This window comes from uncultured Halovibrio sp., from assembly GCF_913056445.1.
Classification (GTDB): Bacteria; Pseudomonadota; Gammaproteobacteria; order Pseudomonadales; family Oleiphilaceae; genus Halospina; species Halospina utahensis_B.
Map to the genome: position 1 here is coordinate 1 of NZ_CAJXMA010000060.1, position 17107 is coordinate 17107.

The 17107-nt window shown below is 63.9% G+C and carries 17 protein-coding genes and 1 riboswitch; of the genes, 9 read left to right on the plus strand and 8 right to left on the minus strand.

Annotation, left to right across the window (positions count from 1 at the left end):
* On the plus strand, positions 1 to 340 hold a 340-nt coding region (locus QZ501_RS11240; protein ID WP_295719519.1), incomplete at its 5' end, for a hypothetical protein.
* A gap of 22 nt (positions 341 to 362) precedes the next feature.
* Positions 363 to 1232 (plus strand): alpha/beta hydrolase, encoded by an 870-nt coding sequence (locus QZ501_RS11245; RefSeq protein ID WP_295719520.1) that lies wholly within the window; start codon positions 363 to 365, stop codon positions 1230 to 1232.
* 4 nt (positions 1233 to 1236) lie between these two features.
* On the opposite strand, the gene QZ501_RS11250 is transcribed toward QZ501_RS11245, so the two are convergent.
* Both QZ501_RS11250 and cysZ read right to left on the minus strand, forming a co-directional pair.
* Positions 1237 to 1746, minus strand: a complete 510-nt coding sequence (locus tag QZ501_RS11250; RefSeq protein WP_160898622.1) for a TIGR02281 family clan AA aspartic protease — start codon at positions 1744 to 1746, stop codon at positions 1237 to 1239.
* A 2-nt stretch (positions 1747 to 1748) separates the two neighbouring features.
* Positions 1749 to 2507, minus strand: coding sequence for a sulfate transporter CysZ (gene cysZ / locus QZ501_RS11255; protein WP_295719525.1), 759 nt, complete (start codon positions 2505 to 2507; stop codon positions 1749 to 1751).
* Positions 2508 to 2636: 129 nt separating this feature from the next.
* On the opposite strand from cysZ, the gene QZ501_RS11260 reads away from it, so the two are divergent.
* On the plus strand, positions 2637 to 3308 hold the full coding sequence (locus tag QZ501_RS11260) for a GNAT family N-acetyltransferase (RefSeq protein WP_225741738.1): 672 nt from the start codon (positions 2637 to 2639) through the stop codon (positions 3306 to 3308).
* A 108-nt stretch (positions 3309 to 3416) separates the two neighbouring features.
* Entirely contained in the window at positions 3417 to 4697 is a 1281-nt protein-coding gene (locus tag QZ501_RS11265) for a DUF4013 domain-containing protein (protein ID WP_151440909.1), read from the plus strand.
* 20 nt (positions 4698 to 4717) lie between these two features.
* Here the strand turns inward: QZ501_RS11265 and QZ501_RS11270 are convergent, their stop codons facing one another.
* Positions 4718 to 6199: a rhomboid family intramembrane serine protease gene (locus QZ501_RS11270; RefSeq protein ID WP_295719529.1), complete on the minus strand. Its 1482-nt coding sequence runs from the start codon at positions 6197 to 6199 to the stop codon at positions 4718 to 4720.
* 153 nt (positions 6200 to 6352) lie between these two features.
* Between QZ501_RS11270 and QZ501_RS11275 the strand changes: the two genes are divergently transcribed.
* Positions 6353 to 7033, plus strand: coding sequence for a type 1 glutamine amidotransferase domain-containing protein (locus QZ501_RS11275; protein ID WP_295719531.1), 681 nt, complete (start codon positions 6353 to 6355; stop codon positions 7031 to 7033).
* Between the two features lie 25 nt (positions 7034 to 7058).
* Here the strand turns inward: QZ501_RS11275 and bamE are convergent, their stop codons facing one another.
* The gene (bamE, locus tag QZ501_RS11280) at positions 7059 to 7370 is read right to left on the minus strand and encodes an outer membrane protein assembly factor BamE (RefSeq protein WP_192497356.1); all 312 of its coding nucleotides are present in this window, start codon (positions 7368 to 7370) and stop codon (positions 7059 to 7061) included.
* Between the two features lie 85 nt (positions 7371 to 7455).
* A riboswitch (cobalamin riboswitch) is annotated at positions 7456 to 7606 on the plus strand.
* Between the two features lie 123 nt (positions 7607 to 7729).
* On the opposite strand from bamE, the gene QZ501_RS11285 reads away from it, so the two are divergent.
* From QZ501_RS11285 to QZ501_RS11295, 3 genes are all read left to right on the plus strand, one after another.
* Complete coding sequence (locus QZ501_RS11285; protein WP_151440906.1) at positions 7730 to 8167, plus strand: hypothetical protein; 438 nt, start codon at positions 7730 to 7732, stop codon at positions 8165 to 8167.
* A 134-nt stretch (positions 8168 to 8301) separates the two neighbouring features.
* Positions 8302 to 9930 (plus strand): sensor domain-containing diguanylate cyclase, encoded by a 1629-nt coding sequence (locus tag QZ501_RS11290; protein ID WP_295719533.1) that lies wholly within the window; start codon positions 8302 to 8304, stop codon positions 9928 to 9930.
* A gap of 32 nt (positions 9931 to 9962) precedes the next feature.
* On the plus strand, positions 9963 to 10607 hold the full coding sequence (locus QZ501_RS11295; RefSeq protein ID WP_295719535.1) for a class II aldolase/adducin family protein: 645 nt from the start codon (positions 9963 to 9965) through the stop codon (positions 10605 to 10607).
* On the opposite strand, the gene QZ501_RS11300 is transcribed toward QZ501_RS11295, so the two are convergent.
* The 4 genes from QZ501_RS11300 to QZ501_RS11315 all read right to left on the minus strand — a co-directional run bounded on the left by QZ501_RS11300 (position 10604) and on the right by QZ501_RS11315 (position 16114).
* Positions 10604 to 11635 (minus strand): proline racemase family protein, encoded by a 1032-nt coding sequence (locus QZ501_RS11300; RefSeq protein ID WP_151440903.1) that lies wholly within the window; start codon positions 11633 to 11635, stop codon positions 10604 to 10606. The genes QZ501_RS11295 and QZ501_RS11300 overlap by 4 nt on opposite strands.
* Entirely contained in the window at positions 11632 to 12795 is a 1164-nt protein-coding gene (locus QZ501_RS11305; protein WP_295719537.1) for a zinc-binding dehydrogenase, read from the minus strand. The genes QZ501_RS11300 and QZ501_RS11305 overlap by 4 nt, the downstream gene beginning before the upstream one ends.
* Position 12796: 1 nt before the next feature.
* Positions 12797 to 15034 (minus strand): NADP-dependent isocitrate dehydrogenase, encoded by a 2238-nt coding sequence (locus QZ501_RS11310; RefSeq protein ID WP_151440901.1) that lies wholly within the window; start codon positions 15032 to 15034, stop codon positions 12797 to 12799.
* A 75-nt stretch (positions 15035 to 15109) separates the two neighbouring features.
* A complete protein-coding gene (locus QZ501_RS11315; protein ID WP_151440900.1) occupies positions 15110 to 16114 on the minus strand; it encodes a histone deacetylase family protein in 1005 nt (334 codons plus the stop codon).
* A 269-nt stretch (positions 16115 to 16383) separates the two neighbouring features.
* On the opposite strand from QZ501_RS11315, the gene QZ501_RS11320 reads away from it, so the two are divergent.
* Positions 16384 to 17107: zinc-dependent alcohol dehydrogenase family protein (locus tag QZ501_RS11320; protein WP_295719539.1), on the plus strand; the 724-nt coding region annotated here is incomplete at its 3' end.

Consider the following 17107-nt stretch of genomic DNA (forward strand, 5'->3'; position numbering starts at 1 on the left):
CTTCCTGCTGGTGGCGAACGAGACCAACCTCGCCATCCGGGCCCTGCTCCACCGCTTCCAGATGGAGCCCACCACCTCCAGCCACGGCGAGCCGGACACCGTGGACGACCGCGAGTACAACGCCGGCCGCGTGATCGGCATGCTGGAACGCTGGCTCATCTACCTGGTGGTGGTCTTCGCCCAGAACTACAACGTGATCGCGCTCATACTGGCTGCCAAGGGCTTTGCCCGGTTCCGCCAGCTGGAGGAGCGCGAATTCGCGGAATACGTCCTGATCGGGACCCTGGCCTCGCTGCTGTTCACCGTGGTGATCGGCCAGTCCATCCTCTTTTTCTTCTGATCCATGCCAAGGAGGGAGACCCATGTCACTGAGCCCTGCACGGTCCATTGATACCGAACGCGGCCGTTTCACCTGGCGTGAAGGCGGCGACCCCGCCGGAACCCCGGTCGTCATGATCCACGGCTGGCCTGAGAGTTCCTGGTGCTGGGCTGCGATCAGTGACCACCTGAAGCCCGGCCTGAGAGTGATTGCCCCGGACCTGCGCGGTCTGGGTGACAGCGAGCGCACGGAAGGCGCGGAACACTACCGCAAGCAGAACCTCGCCCGGGACGTGATCGCCCTACTGGATGCACTTGGCATCGAAGGGTTCCAGCTGGTGGGGCACGACTGGGGCGGCGTGGTGGCCCAGGAAATGGCCCTGGCGGAGCCGGAGCGCGTGCAGCGGATGGTCATCCTGAACATTGCCATCATCAACAATCTGCGCGGCAATCAGGAGGTGATCGAGAAGGTTCGCGGCTCAGGCGGTGCCCAGTACTGGTATCAGCACTTCATGCAGACGAAAGGGCTCCCCGAGGCCATGATTCCGGGCGCGGAGACCGAGTGGCTGGGCTATTTCCTGAAACTGGCCAATCGCGAGCCCTTCCCGGAAGAGGCCTTCAACGAATACGTGCGCACCTTCCGGATACCCGGCACGCCTCACACCAGTGCCAACTACTACCGCACCTTCCATGACGACGCCAAACGCTGGGCCACCCTCGCCGATCATGTCTGGCCGATGCCCGGGCTCTACATCTATGGCAACCAGGACCACGTGATCCTGCCGGAATACCTGAACCACATCGAGGACTGTTTCGAGTCCATCACGGTGCGCGAGGTGGCCGCCGGGCACTTCCTGCAGGAGGAGCAGCCAGAGGCGGTGGCGGAGCATCTGAACGGCTTCCTGGCGCCCTGAGTCGTCAGGGGCCGGCGCGCCGCAGCGTCAGGACGCCGTCCTGCTGGGAGAAGTCCACCTGCCCCAGGGCGCTCATGCCCAGCAGCGCCATGTCGTCGTCCATGGAGGGGCTGATGGTGCCCGGAACATTCCGGAAGCGCATATCACCGAGGCGCAGCTCCGGGATCGTGGTGCTCCAGACCGTGACCGTGCCGGCCGCAGTACGTGCCCTGCCGCGACTGTCGCGCTCGAGCCCCGCCCGCTGGGCAATCGCGTCCGAGACGGTCACCCGGGTTGCCCCGGTGTCCAGGATAAAGGTCACGTCGGCCCCGTTGATGCCGCCCCCCGCGACATAGTGACCCTGCCGATTGGCCTCCAGCTCAATGGACTGGACACCGTTGACCATTTCCGTTTCAGGAGTCTGGTTCGGGTTCCGCTGACTCTCGGTAATACCGCCAAAGAACCAGGTGGCACCCCCGATCAGCACCAGCCAGAAGCCGCCGAAATACAGCAGGTAACGGGTCTCGCTCGCCATGCCTAGGCGGCTCCTCTCTGGTCCGCATCCCGCATCTCCCGGGTCCAGTACACCGTGGCGCCACACACGGCGGCCGGCACCAGCACCAGGTTGACCAGCGGCACCATGGCCAGAACCGCCACCGGCACCCCGAAGCCCAGCGCCGTCAGCCGCTGGGTCGCCACGCGCTTACGCAGCCCATCGAAGGAAACACGGTGGTTGTCCGCCGGGTAATCCACGTACTGCAACACCATCATCCAGCTGTTGAACAGGAACCAGAGCAGCGCAGCCAGCAGGTTCACCACCGGGATCAGCCCCAGCACAAACAGCACCAGTGCCCGGGGCAGGTAGTAGACGATTTTCCGGACCTCCCGATACAGGGCACGGGGAATGTCCTTCACGATCTGGAGCCAGCCGTCGTCCGGTGTCAGCGTTTCCCCGGCGATTTCCTTCTCCACCAGTTCGGAGAGGTAACCGTAGAAGGGCGACCCGATAAGATTGGCCACCATCACAAAACCATAGGCCAGCAACAGAAGGATCACCAGGCTGTAGAGGATCCAGAACACCCAGTCCAGAACCTGGAGCCACTCCCAGTCCGGAAGCCAGCCCATGGCAGCGTCCACCATCACGGCGTAGCCCTCACCCAGCAACCAGATGAGCACACCGAACACGACGATGTTCAGGATCAGCGGCAGCACCACGAACAGGCGCAGTCCCGGCTGGCGGATCAGCCGGAACCCCTCGCCCAGATAGCCCATGCCACGGAATGGATTGCCTCGCACGTTGCACTCCTCCGGAGAACCAGTGATGACCCGGGAGCCTACCACGCCAGCCCAAACAGCGCTGCCCTGTGCAGCCCGTCTCCGGCGGGCCATAATAACGCCAGGATTACCGGATGGAGAAAGGCGACCATGAGTGATGAGGACGATACACGCCCCAGCCCGGGTGCCATCCGCGAGCCGGCCATGCGCCGCTCCGGCTGCGGCTTCCGGTATGAACCCGGGGAACTCAGCGGCGGCGTGGATTTCTCACGGGCCCATGAGCTTCTGAACGGTGCCAGTGAACCGCTACTGCGCGATGCCACCCCGGATGACGCTGAGGCCATCGCCGAACGCGTGAACAGCGCCTACCGCGGCGACATCAGCCGCCAGGGCTGGACCACGGAGGCCGACCTTCTGGGCGGCCAGCGCACCGATGCCCCGATGATCCGGGAACTGCTGGCGGAGTCCCTGTTCCGGCTGGCATGGCAGGGCGACACCCTTGTCGGTACCCAACAGATTGAGCACCTGGACGCCAACACCGCGGAACTGGGCATGCTTGCCGTGGCACCGGAGCACCAGGGCGAGGGGCTTGGCCGGCGCCTGGTCACGGATGCGGAACAGACCGCCCGTTCGCGCCTGGGCTGCCGTACACTGCGCATCCGTGTCCTCCATCAGCGCTCAGAGCTGCTGCGCTGGTACGAATCCCTGGGGTTCACACGCACCGGCGAAACCGCCCCATTCCCCGAGTCCCCACGCTTCGGCGAACCCAGAGTGGCCGATCTGTGGTTCCTGGTGCTCGAGAAACGACTCGACGCCGGCTGATTTGCCGTCCAGCGTCGGACATTCTATCTTCCTATCAACGTTCGATGACCCAGTCGGTCAGTACGGACAGGGCATACCCTCAAAATCAGGAATATCCACGGAGGATCCATGAGTTCAATTGCCAGGGACAGCGGCCGGGTACCCCCGGTCTGGGAACGTCTGCCACAGATCTTCGGCTACCCTTTCAAGACCGCCTGCCTGACCACGCTCGGGCTCGCCGCCATACTCTACCTGATCGGGATGGTGGTCCCGCTTCTTGGCCTTATCCTGGTGATCGCCGCCTGGGTGGTGCTCTACAAATTCGCCTATGACGTGCTCGAGGCCACTGCCCGGGGCTGGATGGATCCACCCGAGATCCAGCGCAAGAGCAACAGCTGGGTGCTGGTGAAAACCTTCGTGCTCTTCGTGGTCCTGGGGTTCGCGGTTACCGGCATTGCGATTGTCACCGGCTCCCTGACACTGGTCGCGGCTGCTGCCATTTTCATCGTGCTGGCGCTGCCGGCGGCCATCATCACCCTGGCCATGAGCAACAGCCTGATGTCGGCACTCAACCCGGGCACCTGGGTCGGCATCATGCGCTCGGTGGGCTTTCCCTACTTCATCGCCTCGCTGCTGCTGTTCATGCTCTCGGTCAGTCAGGGCATGGCGGAATCCCTGGTGGCGGGCCTGTTCGGGCCCAGCCTGGCAGGCCATGTCGGGGTATTCCTGATTGGCGGCTACTTTCTCATCGCCTCCTTTCACCTGATGGGCTACCTGGTTTACCAGCACCATGACATGCTGGGCGTGGAACAGGAGGTCACCGCCGCTGACCGGGCCCGTGCCGCCAACCCAGACCTCAGCCCACTGCTCCAGGAGGTGGAAGGCCTGGTAGCGGAAGGCAGCGTGGACGAGGCGATTGAGCGCCTGCAGAAGGAGCTCCGCCAGAGCGGCCTCCAGCCGGAAGAGCACGAGCGCTACCGGAAACTGCTGCGCCTCCAGGGCCGCACGGATGAGCTGCTTGCCCACTCCCGGGAATACATCTCCACCCTTCTCTACGGGCTGGAGCAGCCCAAGAAAGCCATGAGCATCGCCGAGGAAGCGCTGCGCGTTGATGCCAGCTTCCAGCCGGAACACCCGAAACAGGTGCGCGATCTGGCCCGCCTCGCGGACCAGTACGACCACCATGAGCTGGTCATCCGCCTGACCAGCCCCTTCGGCAAGCAGAACCCGAAGCACCCCCACCTGCCGGAAAACTACTTCCTCGGCGCCAAGGCGCTGTTCGAGGGCCGGGGTGATGAACAGAAGGCACTCAGGATCCTCCGCCAGCTCCAGAAGCACTTCCCGGACCATGAACTGCGCGAACGGGTGGATGAACTGGCAGAGCGGGCGGAACGCATCGCGACAAGCTGACCCGCCCTGCCCGGGCGGGCTCAGTCCTGGATCTGGCGCAGCGCCCGCATCATGGCCGGATCACTGGTCAGCCGCTGCACGACCTCCATGTAGGGCCGGGCATCGTCGCTCCGGCCCTGGCGCCGCAGCTGCTGAGCGGCGATCAGGCAGGCCCGGGGCAGTTCCTCCGGTGTCTTCTTCAGCCGCAGCAAGCGGTCCAGTAGCAGCACCCCCTCCTCCAGCGCCTCCCAGCGCAACAGACGGCAGCACAGATCCGTGACCTGGCTGGCTGTAAGCTTCAGGTTGGCGCGCTGGCGGTAATCCGCAAAGGTTTCCATGACCAGCGCACGCTCCTCGGCGCTATCCCCGGGCAGGGCCAGGATGCGGCCGGCGGCGTCGTGCAGATCCGGGTCCTCTTTCTGGATCTTACAGGCGTGATACCAGCTCTCCAGTACGGCGGTATCGTCGGCGTTACGCTCCAGCAGGGGCCGGAGCCGGTGTTTGGCGCGCGTCACGTTCAGGGCGGCCAGGTCCTGCCGGGCCGCTTCCAGTGCCTCCCGGTCATCCTCGCGATGGGACTCCTCCTGCAGGAACCCATCACGCTGCCACCCCAGGGCCCGCACACCGGCGGCGATCAGGGCGCCGGTGGCGATACCGCCCGCATGGGCCTCATAGGCCACATTGCTGCCCTCCGCCAGCAGGAACTGCAGCAGCTCCCAGCCCAGCCATACCGGCAGAAGCACAATGGCGGGCGCACGCACATAATCGAAATAGACCCAGACCCAGTAGAAGAAGCGCACCCTGAGACGCCCGTAGAGGACGGTGAACAGCCCCATGAGCCCAGCAATGGCGCCCGACGCCCCGAGCATGCCGGTTGGTGTGCCCCAGTGGACCGCCAGGGACAGGGCCGAGCCTCCAAGCCCCGCCATCAGGTAGGCCGCCAGGAACAGACCCGGCCCGAGCGCGCCTTCCACCAGAATGCCCAGCAGCAACAGGAACAGCATGTTACCAACCAGGTGCCCCACACCACCGTGCAGGAACATGTGGCTGAGCAGGGTCACCGGCTCCACATCGTCATAGTGCATCATGTACTGGCGCGTAAAGCTCTGGTCCATGAGCCGTTCAAACTCGGCCCTGTCGGCCTGCCAGTCGGCATACCGGTCGCTGTCCGGGTCAATGATGTCGCCGGATCGCAGCGCCGGCAGGAAATCCGGATGGGATTCCACCATGCGCGAGCGGGCAAGCGCGATGCGCCGGGCTGCCACATCATTCTCCGCCGCCCTGTCGAGCTGTTCCATCTGGTTGCGGAATTCCATTTCATAGCCGGGAACGAACTCCTCCAGCCAGGCCCACTCCCGCTTCTCGAGGCCACTCTCCTGATAGTACGAGGCCGCCTGCTGCATGACTTTGGTGTCGCCACCTTGAAAGATGGCGAACACGGCACCATTCAGGATTACCAGCAACAGGGTTACGAGCGGAAAGTTCTTCCGCGAAACAGCTTTATGGAGCGGAATGATCAGCATGGTTGGGCGTCCTTTTCTGTGTCCGGCTTCCTTTGGACCCGGGTCCGGGGAGAGCATAGCCCATTAACCGCCCGTAGCCAGCCCCGATCCCACTGACGGGATCCGTACATCACCACAGCGTGATCACCCACACGAACAGACAGGGGGAAACCCATGAAGATCCTGATGGTCCTGACATCGCACAGCGACATGGGCAACACCGGCCACAAGACCGGTTTCTGGCTGGAAGAGTTCACGGCACCCTACTACGCATTCCGCGATGCCGGAGCCGAGGTGACACTGGCCAGCCCCGCGGGCGGTCAGCCTCCGGTTGACCCCAACAGCGAGGCGGACGATGCCCAGACCGAGACCACTCGCCGCTTCCAGACGGATGAGGACGCGAAAACAGCGCTCGCGACGACACAGAAACTCTCGGACCTGTCGATCGATGGGTTCGATGCCGTCTTCTACCCCGGCGGCCACGGCCCGCTCTGGGACCTGGCGGAGGACGCCGACAGCATCCGTCTGATCGAGAACGCCGCCAGCCAGGACAAGGTGATCGGTGCTGTCTGCCACGCCCCTGGCGTCTTCCGGCACGTTAAGGGTGCGAACGGCGAACCGCTGGTCAAGGGCCGGGAGGCAACCGGTTTCACCAATACCGAAGAGGAAGCAGTGGGTCTTTCCGAGGTCGTGCCCTTCCTGGTGGAGGACATGCTGGAGGCCAATGGCGCGGATTACCGCTGCGGGGATGACTGGAGTTCGTTCGTGGTCCGCGACGGCAGACTGGTAACCGGCCAGAATCCGGCCTCATCCGAGGAAACCGCGAAAGCGGTCCTGAATACCCTGAAGCAGTAACGGGCCCGTCTGGGCCCGTTCAGGGTTACTGGGTGGTGTTGTAGACGTAGGAGTCGACCGTGCCGTCCTCGTTGAAACGCACCACCAGGTCCGTGGTTTCCGCTTCACGGAAGGCGGACCAGCGGTACTTGGCATAGGTCCAGGTCCGCTTGCCGTCTTCGAGACCAGTGCGCCACGGATCGCCGAACATGGCTTCAATGTCCGAGCGGGTCGTCTCGCCGACATTGATCTCTTCCACCTTGTGAGTGGCAAAGTCTTTGCCGACACTGGCGCAACCGGCAGCCACGAGCATCACACCTGCCAGAAACACGCCTGCGAACTGCTTGCCTGTGCGCATTACACTACTCCCTTTACGGATGTCGCCCCTATCCTACCCAGAGCCTTCCGGCACTGAAAGTCACGACCAATTGCCGTTTATTCATTCCGCTACCACTTGCTTTGGGTCGCCCTGCTGACCTACATTGGTCGCGTTCCGCAGCGAGGGGAACTCCGGTGAGAATCCGGGGCTGTCGCGCAACGGTATGGTGGTTCCGCCACTAAGCCCGATTACCTCCTCGGAACAGAGACTGGAGCCTTCGCGTCAAGGGTGAAAGGTCGGAAAGGGCACTGCACCACTACCATCCCGTGCCCCTACCCTCCGTTTCGACTCCGCGTTGGCTTCTCCAAAAATCCTCTGAAAGACTCAAGGAGAAGCCCGTGTTGGAAGCTACCATCCATTCCAATCCCGAATCCGTTCATACCGCCGGTATACACACCAGCGCTGAAACCGCTGGCCTGGACACCCTTATCCTGCAGAGCAGGCTGACCCGCAGCGCCCGGCGCCTTCTGGAAGCCATGGGGGTGCGCATTGAACCGGTGCGCTGGGACAGGATCGCCGGCCCCGCCGTCTACCGCCTGGCCTGCGCACAGCGCCGCCCTGTTCTCCACTGGCTGCCGCCCGAGGCCTCCGAGATGCTGATGGAGGATCTGCGCCGCGAGGAGGATGACCCGCGCACGCCGGAATGGGCCCATGACCTGCTTCGCCGCCAGCGTGCCGGCACCCTGCTGGACATGGATGACGGCATCGAGTTCGGGGACGACGGCATCGATGCCGGCCTCGTCCTGCATGATCTGCTGCGCCATCCCGGCGCCTGAACCAGCCGCCGGTCTCTGCGCTACATTCCGTCACAGGGATGGTGACGATGCTCACACTCTGTAATCGGCGCTGACAGCCATTCGGGAGTAGGCTGAATTGAGGCTTGCGACCAAACCAACAGGGAGGTTTGGCAATGGTGATGTCCGGCGGCTACCAGGCCCAGTCTTCTCATACCCTGATGCGGGTAGGGCTGGGCTCTATCGTCCTGCTGCTGGTTCTGGCGTTCGGGGCCGCCACGGCCCTGATTGAGTTCAAGACCGGGGTGCGCGCCTACGCGACCGGAGAAAGCCTCTGGTCCAAGGGGCGGCAGGCCGCCGTCTACCACCTGAACCGATACACAGAGACCGACGACCCGGCACACCTGAACCAGGCCCGCGAGGGCCTGGTAACGCCGCTGGCCTACCGCAAGGCACGCCAGGCGATGACCGCATCGCCCATGAAGGCCCAGCGCGCTGCCGAGATGTTCCGGGAGGGAGGCAGCCATCCCGATGACATTCCCCGCCTGATCAACGTGTACCGCTACATGGGGTATTCGAGCCTGTTCCATTCCCCACTGCAGATCTGGCGGGATGCGGACCCGCATATCCTTCGTCTCGAGGAGATCCTGACGCTGCTGTCGGAGGACGAGATCGACAGCGCCGAATACCCCAACCTCCGGGACGAGGTCGACCGCATCAACCAGGAGCTGGTGGCCATGGAGTCCGACTTCTCCTCGAGCCTGGGCCGCATCGACCGCACCCTGAACGGGCTCCTCCTGCTGACCGTGGCCACGGTTCTGGCGCTGGCCGGCGTGCTGGTGACAATGCTGTTCGTCAGTGCCGCAAGGCGCATGGCCCGGACCGAGGATGAGCTGCGCACCACACTGGAACACGCAGCCGTGGGCATGGCCCGGCTTTCGCTTTCCGGCATCATCCGCTCGGCCAACCAGCGCTTCGCCCAGACCCTGGGTTATCCCCAGGATTCCCTGGAAGGCATGCAGCTGGACCAGCTTCTGCTGCTCAATGAAGGCGAAACCGCCCTGGATATGCCGAGCCTGCGCCACAGGGTCCTGCGTCACGGCACATGGACTCTGACCCGCGATGAACCCTGGACCCGGGAGGACGGTACGCCACTCTGGCTGGAATTCACCTTCAGCGCGGTACGCGACCACCGCGGCCGTATCGCGGACTATATCGTGGTGGTGGACGACATTTCCCACCACCGGAGCCAGGTGGAGAAGCTCAGCTATGAGGCCAGCCACGACTCACTGACCGGGGCCATCAACCGCCGGGAATTCCTCAACCGTCTGGCCATCTGCCTGGAGAACACCGGTTACGAACGCAGTCGCCATGCCCTGTGTTTTGTGGACCTGGACTATTTCAAGGAGATCAATGACACCCACGGCCACCAGGCCGGGGATGACTGTCTCATCCAGCTGTGCCGGATCATCCGCGCCCAGCTGCGCGAAGGCGATATCCTGGCCCGCCTGGGTGGCGATGAGTTTGCCCTCATCTTCACCTACTGCCCCGTGGATGTGGCCGAACGCCTTGCCGAGGAACTGCGGCAACGGATCGCGGATCACATCTTCAGCTCCGGCAGTATCACTTTCAGGCTGAGCGCTTCCATCGGCGTTACCGAAATCCGCAGTCATCACGGGGATCCGGAATCCGTCATGGAGGCCGCCGACCGGGCCTGCTACGGCGCCAAGGAGCACGGGCGCAATCACGTCTACGTTGTCAGCCTGGATGACCCGGATACCGAAAAGGCTCCCCGCGGCTCTTGAACGCCACCGGTCGATCAGGGAAAGTATGCGTCATGACTCTGGACGCACAGCTTGTAGACACAGCCCGGGCAATGAACGCCACGGGCCTCAATCAGGGGCGGTCCGGCAATGTCAGCGCCCGTTGCGGCGATGGCATGCTGATCACGGCCTCCGGATGCCATTTCGACGACATCACGCCGGAACACCTGGTGGAAACCGACCTGGATGGCCGCTGGCGCGGCCCTCTCAAACCCTCCAGCGAGGCCTCTTTCCATGCCGCCATCTATCGCCAGCGCCCGGATGCCGGTGCCGTTATCCACGTGCACTCTCCCTGGGCCATGAGCCTGGCCTGTCTGCACCGCCGCATTCCCCCCTTCCATTACATGGTTGCGGTGGCCGGTGGCACGGACATCCCCGGCATCCCCTACGCCACCTTCGGCACAGAAGAGCTGGCGCAGCACGTGGCCCAGGGGCTCGCGGACCGGGATGCCTGCCTGATGGCCAACCATGGGCAGGTGGCACTGGCGGACACGCCGGCCGCGGCGCTGGAACTGGCGCAGGAGGTGGAGCACCTGGCCCGCAGCTACGGGCAGCTGCTGCCCATCGGCGAACCGGTGCTTCTGGATGATGATCGGATGGCGGAGGTTCTGGGCCGGTTCAGCAGTTATCGCCGCAACGCCCAGACCACCGGAACCTAAGACGACACGATGTGCTGCAGCCCGCTGCACTCGACCATGGGGTCATCACAGTTCACCACGATGTCCGAGTGGGCCAGCACGTAGCTCTTGCCGGTGATGGTGTTCTCCACCACCTGGTGCGGGCCTTCCTGGTGGACGCCGGTGAAATTGCCGATGAAACCGGTCTCGCGCAGGGAGACCGTCTCAAGACGGTCACCGGGCTGAATACGGCCTTCGTAGTGCATCAGCGCCAGGCGTGCAGAGGTGCCAGTGCCGGTCGTGCTGCGACAGATCACTCCCGGATGCACATAGGTGGTGGAGCGGGAGCGGTAGAAATTGTCCGCCACCTGCTCCACCGGACCCATGAAGTGCAGGAACGGCAACGGCCCCACGTCCCCGAGGGTGTAATGGGAAAAGCCCCGCTCCGCCTGGATGGCCTCGACGATGCGATGGGCGCAGTCCGAGAGGTCATCCTCTTCGTCCAGTGTCAGGTCAAAGCCCAGGTCGGTGGCGTCCACCAGCGCATAGAAACCGCCACTGTAGGCCACGCTGTAGGTGACGTCGCCCAGTGAGGGCACATGGATGGTATGACGGTAGCTGTCGATGTAGCTGGGCAGCCCTTCACAGGTAATGGCCTCGACCACACCGTTCTCCACCCGGGCTTCCACCTGGACCAGGCCCGCCGGCGCCTCCAGCTGGAACCGCTGGGTGCCCTCCTGCTTGGGAACGATCCCCTGCTCGAGCACGGCGGTGGCGGTGCAGATGGTGTTGGAGCCGGAGTAGATGGGGTAGCCCATTACCTCCATGATGATGTAGCCGGCCGCTGCCTGCGGGTCCGCAGGCGGGACCAGCAGGTCCACGGACATCTCCGGGATCCCGTAGGGCTCGAACAGCAGTAGCTTACGCAGGCCGTCCGCGTCCCGTTGCAGGTACTCCATCTGCTCGCGCACGGTACTGCCGGGCAGTGGTGCGATACCACCGGTCACGATCCGGCTTACGTCCCCGCCGGCATGGGTGTCCATCAACCGCAGGGTCAGGTCATTGCTCATGATTGGGCCTCAATGGCGTAGGGCGCACCCTGCGCGTCCCACTCGCTGTCGGGAACGATGACGATCTTGCCCAGGTAACCACTGCCGCGATTGACGAAGTATTCCTCCGCCTCACGCAGCACCGAAAGCCGGAAGGCCCCATGCAGGACGGGTTTCAGCTGCCCGGACCGGATCCAGGCCACCAGCTGCTCCGCCTCCTCGCGGGTCCCGTGGGACACCCCGAAAATCTGGACCTGGTACAGGTAGATCCGCGTCCACAGCACCTCACTGACGTTACCGGCGCTGGCACCGGCAATACTGAGCCGTGGATAGGTGCTTCGGCGGGTCATGTCCGTGATCATGGTGTCGATGAATCGGTCAGTCATCGTGCCACCGGCCAGGTCCATGACCGCGTCGATGGGCTCGCCACCGGTCTCGGCCATAACCCTGTCCGTGAAGCTCTCCATGTCCGAACGGTCCAGTACCGCCTCGGCACCCAGCTCCTTCAGCGCCGGAGCCTTCTCCTGCTGGCTGAGGGCATAGGGAATGGCGCCCATGATGCGACAGAGCTGGATCAGGGCCGTACCCACACCGCCACTGGCGCCGGTCACAAGGACCCGCTCACCCGCGGTCACACCGGCCACGTTCAGCATGTGCACTGCCGTCTGGTAGGAACACATGCCCAGGGCCGCGAGTTCGGCATCCGCCAGCTCCGGGTTGTCCACCCGGTGGAACTGGTCCGAGGGCACCGCGATGTACTCGGCGAAACCACCATCGGCGCCGTGACCGTAGTAGTCCGGCGTCAGGTTGATGTCGCGGCGGTCATCCGGATAGAAGTTGAAATCAAGAAGGCCGCGTTCACCGACGCGGCCCTCATTCACTCCTTCGCCCACGGCCACAACACGGCCAGCCACATCGGCCCCCTGGATACGGGGAAAGGTGAGCGTGGGCTCGCCGCCCATGGCGAACGAGGCCACCTCCTCTTTGTCCTTCGTGGGGTACAGGCCCTCGCGGGCCTTACGGTCGGTGTTGTTCTTGGCCGTGGCACTGACCTTCACCAGCACCTCGCCCGGTGCCGGGCGAGGTGTGGCTACATCCGTGCGGTACTGCAGCTGATCCACACCCCCGTGGCCCATCAGCTGCATCGCCGCCATGGTCTCGGGGACGGACACTTCGCTCATATCAGTCCACGAACTCGTCGATGATGGCGTTCAGGGTCTCGCTGGGCCGCATGGCCTGCTTGATCTTCTGGGCATCCGGGTAATAGTAGCCATCAATGTCCACGGACTGCCCCTGGATGTCGATCAGTTCCTGCAGGATCTGATCGGCGTTGTCTTCCAGCTTCTTCGACATCTTCTGGAAGTGCTCTTTCAGGTCCTTGTCCTCATCCTGGTTCGCCAGTTCCTCGGCCCAGTACCGCGCCAGCCAGACGTGGCTGCCCCGGTTGTCCAGCTCACCAGACTTGCGCGAGGGCGAGCGGTCCTCCTCCAGGAAGCGGGCCGTGGCCCGGTCCAGGGTCTGCGACAGCACCGCGGCACGCGGATTGCCCTGCTTGTCGCCCATGTGCTCGAGGGAGACCATCATGGCCATGAACTCACCCATGGAGTCCCAGCGCAGGTGATCCTCTTCCAGGAACTGCTGCACGTGGCGCGGCGCGGAGCCACCGGCACCGGTCTCGAACAGGCCACCGCCCTTGAGCAGCGGAACCACCGAGAGCATCTTGGCGCTGGTGCCCAGCTCGATGATCGGGAACAGGTCCGTGAGGTAGTCACGCAGCACGTTGCCGGTCACCGAGATGGTGTCCTTGCCACGGACCATGCGCTCCATGGTCCAGCGGATGGCCCGGTCATAGCCCATGATGCGGATATCCAGACCCTCGGTATCGTGCTCCTTGAGGTAGTGTTCCACCTTCTGGATGAGCTGGGCGTCGTGGGCCCGCTCCGGATCCAGCCAGAACACCGCCGGCATGCCACTGGCGCGGGAACGTTCAACCGCGAGGCGGACCCAGTCACGGATCGGCTCGTCCTTGGTCTGGCACATGCGCCAGATGTCGCCTTTCTCAACCTCGTGCTCGAAGACGGTGTTGCCGTCGTCGTCCACCACGCGGACGATGCCGTCTTCCGGCAGCTCAAAGGTCTTGTCGTGGGAGCCGTATTCCTCGGCCTTCTGGGCCATCAGACCCACGTTGGGCACGGTGCCGATGGTGCTGGGATCGAAGGCATCGTGGTGCTTACAGAAGTTGATCACTTCCTGGTAGATGGTGGCGTAGGTGCTCTCGGGGATGACCGCCTTGGTGTCCTTGAGCTTGCCGTCCGTACCCCACATCTTGCCACCATCGCGGATCATGGCGGGCATGGAGGCATCCACGATCACGTCACTGGGCGTGTGCAGGTTGGAGATGCCCCGGTCGGCGTCGACCATCGCCATCTCCGGGCGGTTGATGAAGCAGTCCCGGATGTCCTCCTCGATCTCGGAACGCTCGGAGAAAGAGAGGTCCTGGATCTTCTGGTACAGGTGGCTCATACCATCGTTCGGGTTCACCCCGATCTTCTCGAACAGTTCCCTGTGCTTCTCGAACACGTCCTTGAAGTAGACGGTCACGGCGTGGCCGAACACGATCGGGTGCGAGACCTTCATCATCGTCGCCTTCACGTGCAGCGAGAACAGAAGGCCGGCACGGCGTGCCCCCTCGATCTCCTCTTCCAGGAACTGGCGCAGCTGAGCCACGCTCATGAACATGCCGTCGATGACCTCGCCTTCCAGCACCGGCACGCTGTCCTTGAGGACCGTGGTCTTGCCGGTTTCCTTGCCTTCCAGCTGGATGCGGACATTGCCCGCTTTCTCCATGGTGGTCGACTGTTCACTGTGGTAGAAGTCGCCCTTGCGCATGTGCGCCACGTGGGTGCGCGAGGCCTGGCTCCACTTGCCCATGCGGTGCGGATGCTTCTTGGCGTACTCCTTGACCGCGTTGGACGCACGGCGGTCGGAGTTGCCCTGGCGCAGTACGGGGTTCACGTTGCTTCCCAGCACCTTGGCGTAGCGGTCCTTGAGGGCCTTCTCGTCATCGGTCTGGGGGTTCTCCGGGTACTCCGGCAGCGGGTAGCCTTTTTCCTGCAGCTCCTTGACGGCCGCCCGAAGCTGCGGGACGGAGGCGCTGATGTTGGGCGTCTTGATGATGTTGGCATTCGGGTCCTGGGTCAGCTCCCCGAGCTGCTGCAGGTAATCCGGAACCTGCTTGTCCTTCGGGAGGTAATCGGGGAACTGGGCAAGGATACGGGAGGCAAGGGAGATGTCGGAGGATTCGACCTTGATGCCTGCGGGCGAGACAAAGGCCCTGACAATGGGCAGAAAGGAGTAGGTGGCCAGCGCAGGTGCTTCGTCGGTCTCGGTATAGGTGATGGTTGGCTGTTTATCTGTCATGAGTGCCTCTGTCCTTCAGCGTTGTGGCGGGAGGGCAATTGCGCGCCTCCCGTTTGTAGATGACACCGGGCGGCGTCACTTCAACCCGGTGAAGAAAGCCGTTGCGTTGTCCGCCAGCGACTCCAGGTGGTAGCCGCCTTCCTGGACCACGAGCGTGGGCAGGCCCAGCTCGCTGATCAGCCCGCCCATGCGCTCGAAGCCGCTCTGCGAGACGGCCACTTTCGCCTGCGGGTCGTCCTGATAGACGTCAAAGCCGAGCGAGACGACCAGCACGTCCGCGTCAAACAGGCGGATGGCGCTGCGCGCCTCTTCCAGACGCTCAAAGAAGGTCGACTCCGGGGAGCCGTGTGGCATGGGCATGTTGATGTTGTAACCGAAGCCCGCGCCTTCCCCGCGCTCGGTCTCATGGCCGCTGACCACCGGGTAGAAATTGGTGGTATCGCCATGGATGGAGATATAGAGCACATCGTCGCGGTCGTAGAAGATCTCCTGGATGCCCTGACCGTGATGCATGTCCGGATCCAGAATGGCCACGCGCTGGAAGCGGCTGCGCAGGGCCTGGGCGGCAATGGCCGCGTTGTTCAGGTAGCAGAAGCCGCCGGCGGCGTCGCGCCGCGCGTGGTGACCCGGCGGGCGCGACATGGCATAGGCGCGCTGCTCACCACCAAGCAGTTCATCCGCCCCGGAAAGCGCACTCTGGGCCGACCAGTAGGCCGCTTCCCAGGTCCCCTCGCCGATGGGGCAGCTGCCGTCCGCCTGGTAGCGGGCGCATTCGGCCAGGATGCCGTGCATGTGGTTAGGGGCGCGCACGAAAATGTTGGACATCACTTCCTCGCCCCAGTCCTCCGGCCAGCGCCGGTGCGCGGACTCCAGGAAACGCAGATACCCGAGGTCATGCACCGCGCCGATGGGAGCCATGCCGTGATCCACAGGCTCCGCAACCTGCATGCCCACGTTCTCCAAGCCCGTGAGCAGCTCCGGCGTGCGCTCTGGAATCTCCTGCGGCGGACGCATCTTGCCGCGCGTGAGGTAGGTCAGCGGACGGTGCCGGTTCTGCGAGGGATGGAAGAATGCTTTCACGGAGGACTCCTTTGGCGGTGTTCGGTGCTCGGATCGGAACTTGCTCAGCCCCCATCATAATAGACGTCCGGCGAGTCTGCCTTTGCGGATCACCGAAAGACCCGGCTTCGCTCCGGTTTCCGGGGACCCATTGTACGCTTCCCGCGTCCATTTTGCGTCCGACCTTGGTCGAAGATGCCACTGGTGACCCCGGTCGGCAATCCATGCGCTTTACATGAGAGTACAACGGAATACGCTGAACAACACACACACCAGCAGGGAGCATCCCCATGCTCAAGGCGCAATACAGCAGTCGCGGCCCCGTCCCCCAGGACGTTATTGAAGCCGTTTCCGAAGAAACCCCGAAACCCGGCAGTGGCCAGGTGCTGCTAGAGGTGCTGGCGGCGCCCATCAACCCGTCCGATGTCCTTACCCTGACCGGCGACTACGGCATTCTGCCAGAGCTGCCGGCGGTCGGCGGCAATGAGGGAGTTGGCCGCGTCGCCGAGGCCGGCGAGGGCGTCTCCGGCCTCGACCAGGGCCAGACCGTGCTTCTGCCGGTGGGATCCGGGACCTGGTCCAGCCATGTTCTGGCAGAGGCGAAGGACCTGGTACCGCTGCCCAATGACGCGGACCCGAAGCAGCTCAGCATGATGACCATCAATCCGCCCACTGCCCTGCTCATGCTGCAGGAGTTCGTGGATCTGAAGGAAGGCGACTGGGTCATCCAGAACGCCGCCAATTCGGGCGTTGGTGGCTACCTGATCCGGCTGGCGGCCCAGAAGGGGCTGCACACCGTTAACGTGGTCCGGCGCGAATCCGCCGTGGCCGGTGTTGCGGCCCAGGGCGGCGACGTCACCCTGGTGGACGGTCCCGACCTCCACAAACGCGTGAAGGAAGCCACGGGCGGCGCCGACATCCGTCTGGGCATCGATGCCGTGGGCGGTGACGCTACCGACCATCTGGCCAACTGCCTGACCGCCGGCTCCCCCGTGGTCAACTACGGCATGATGA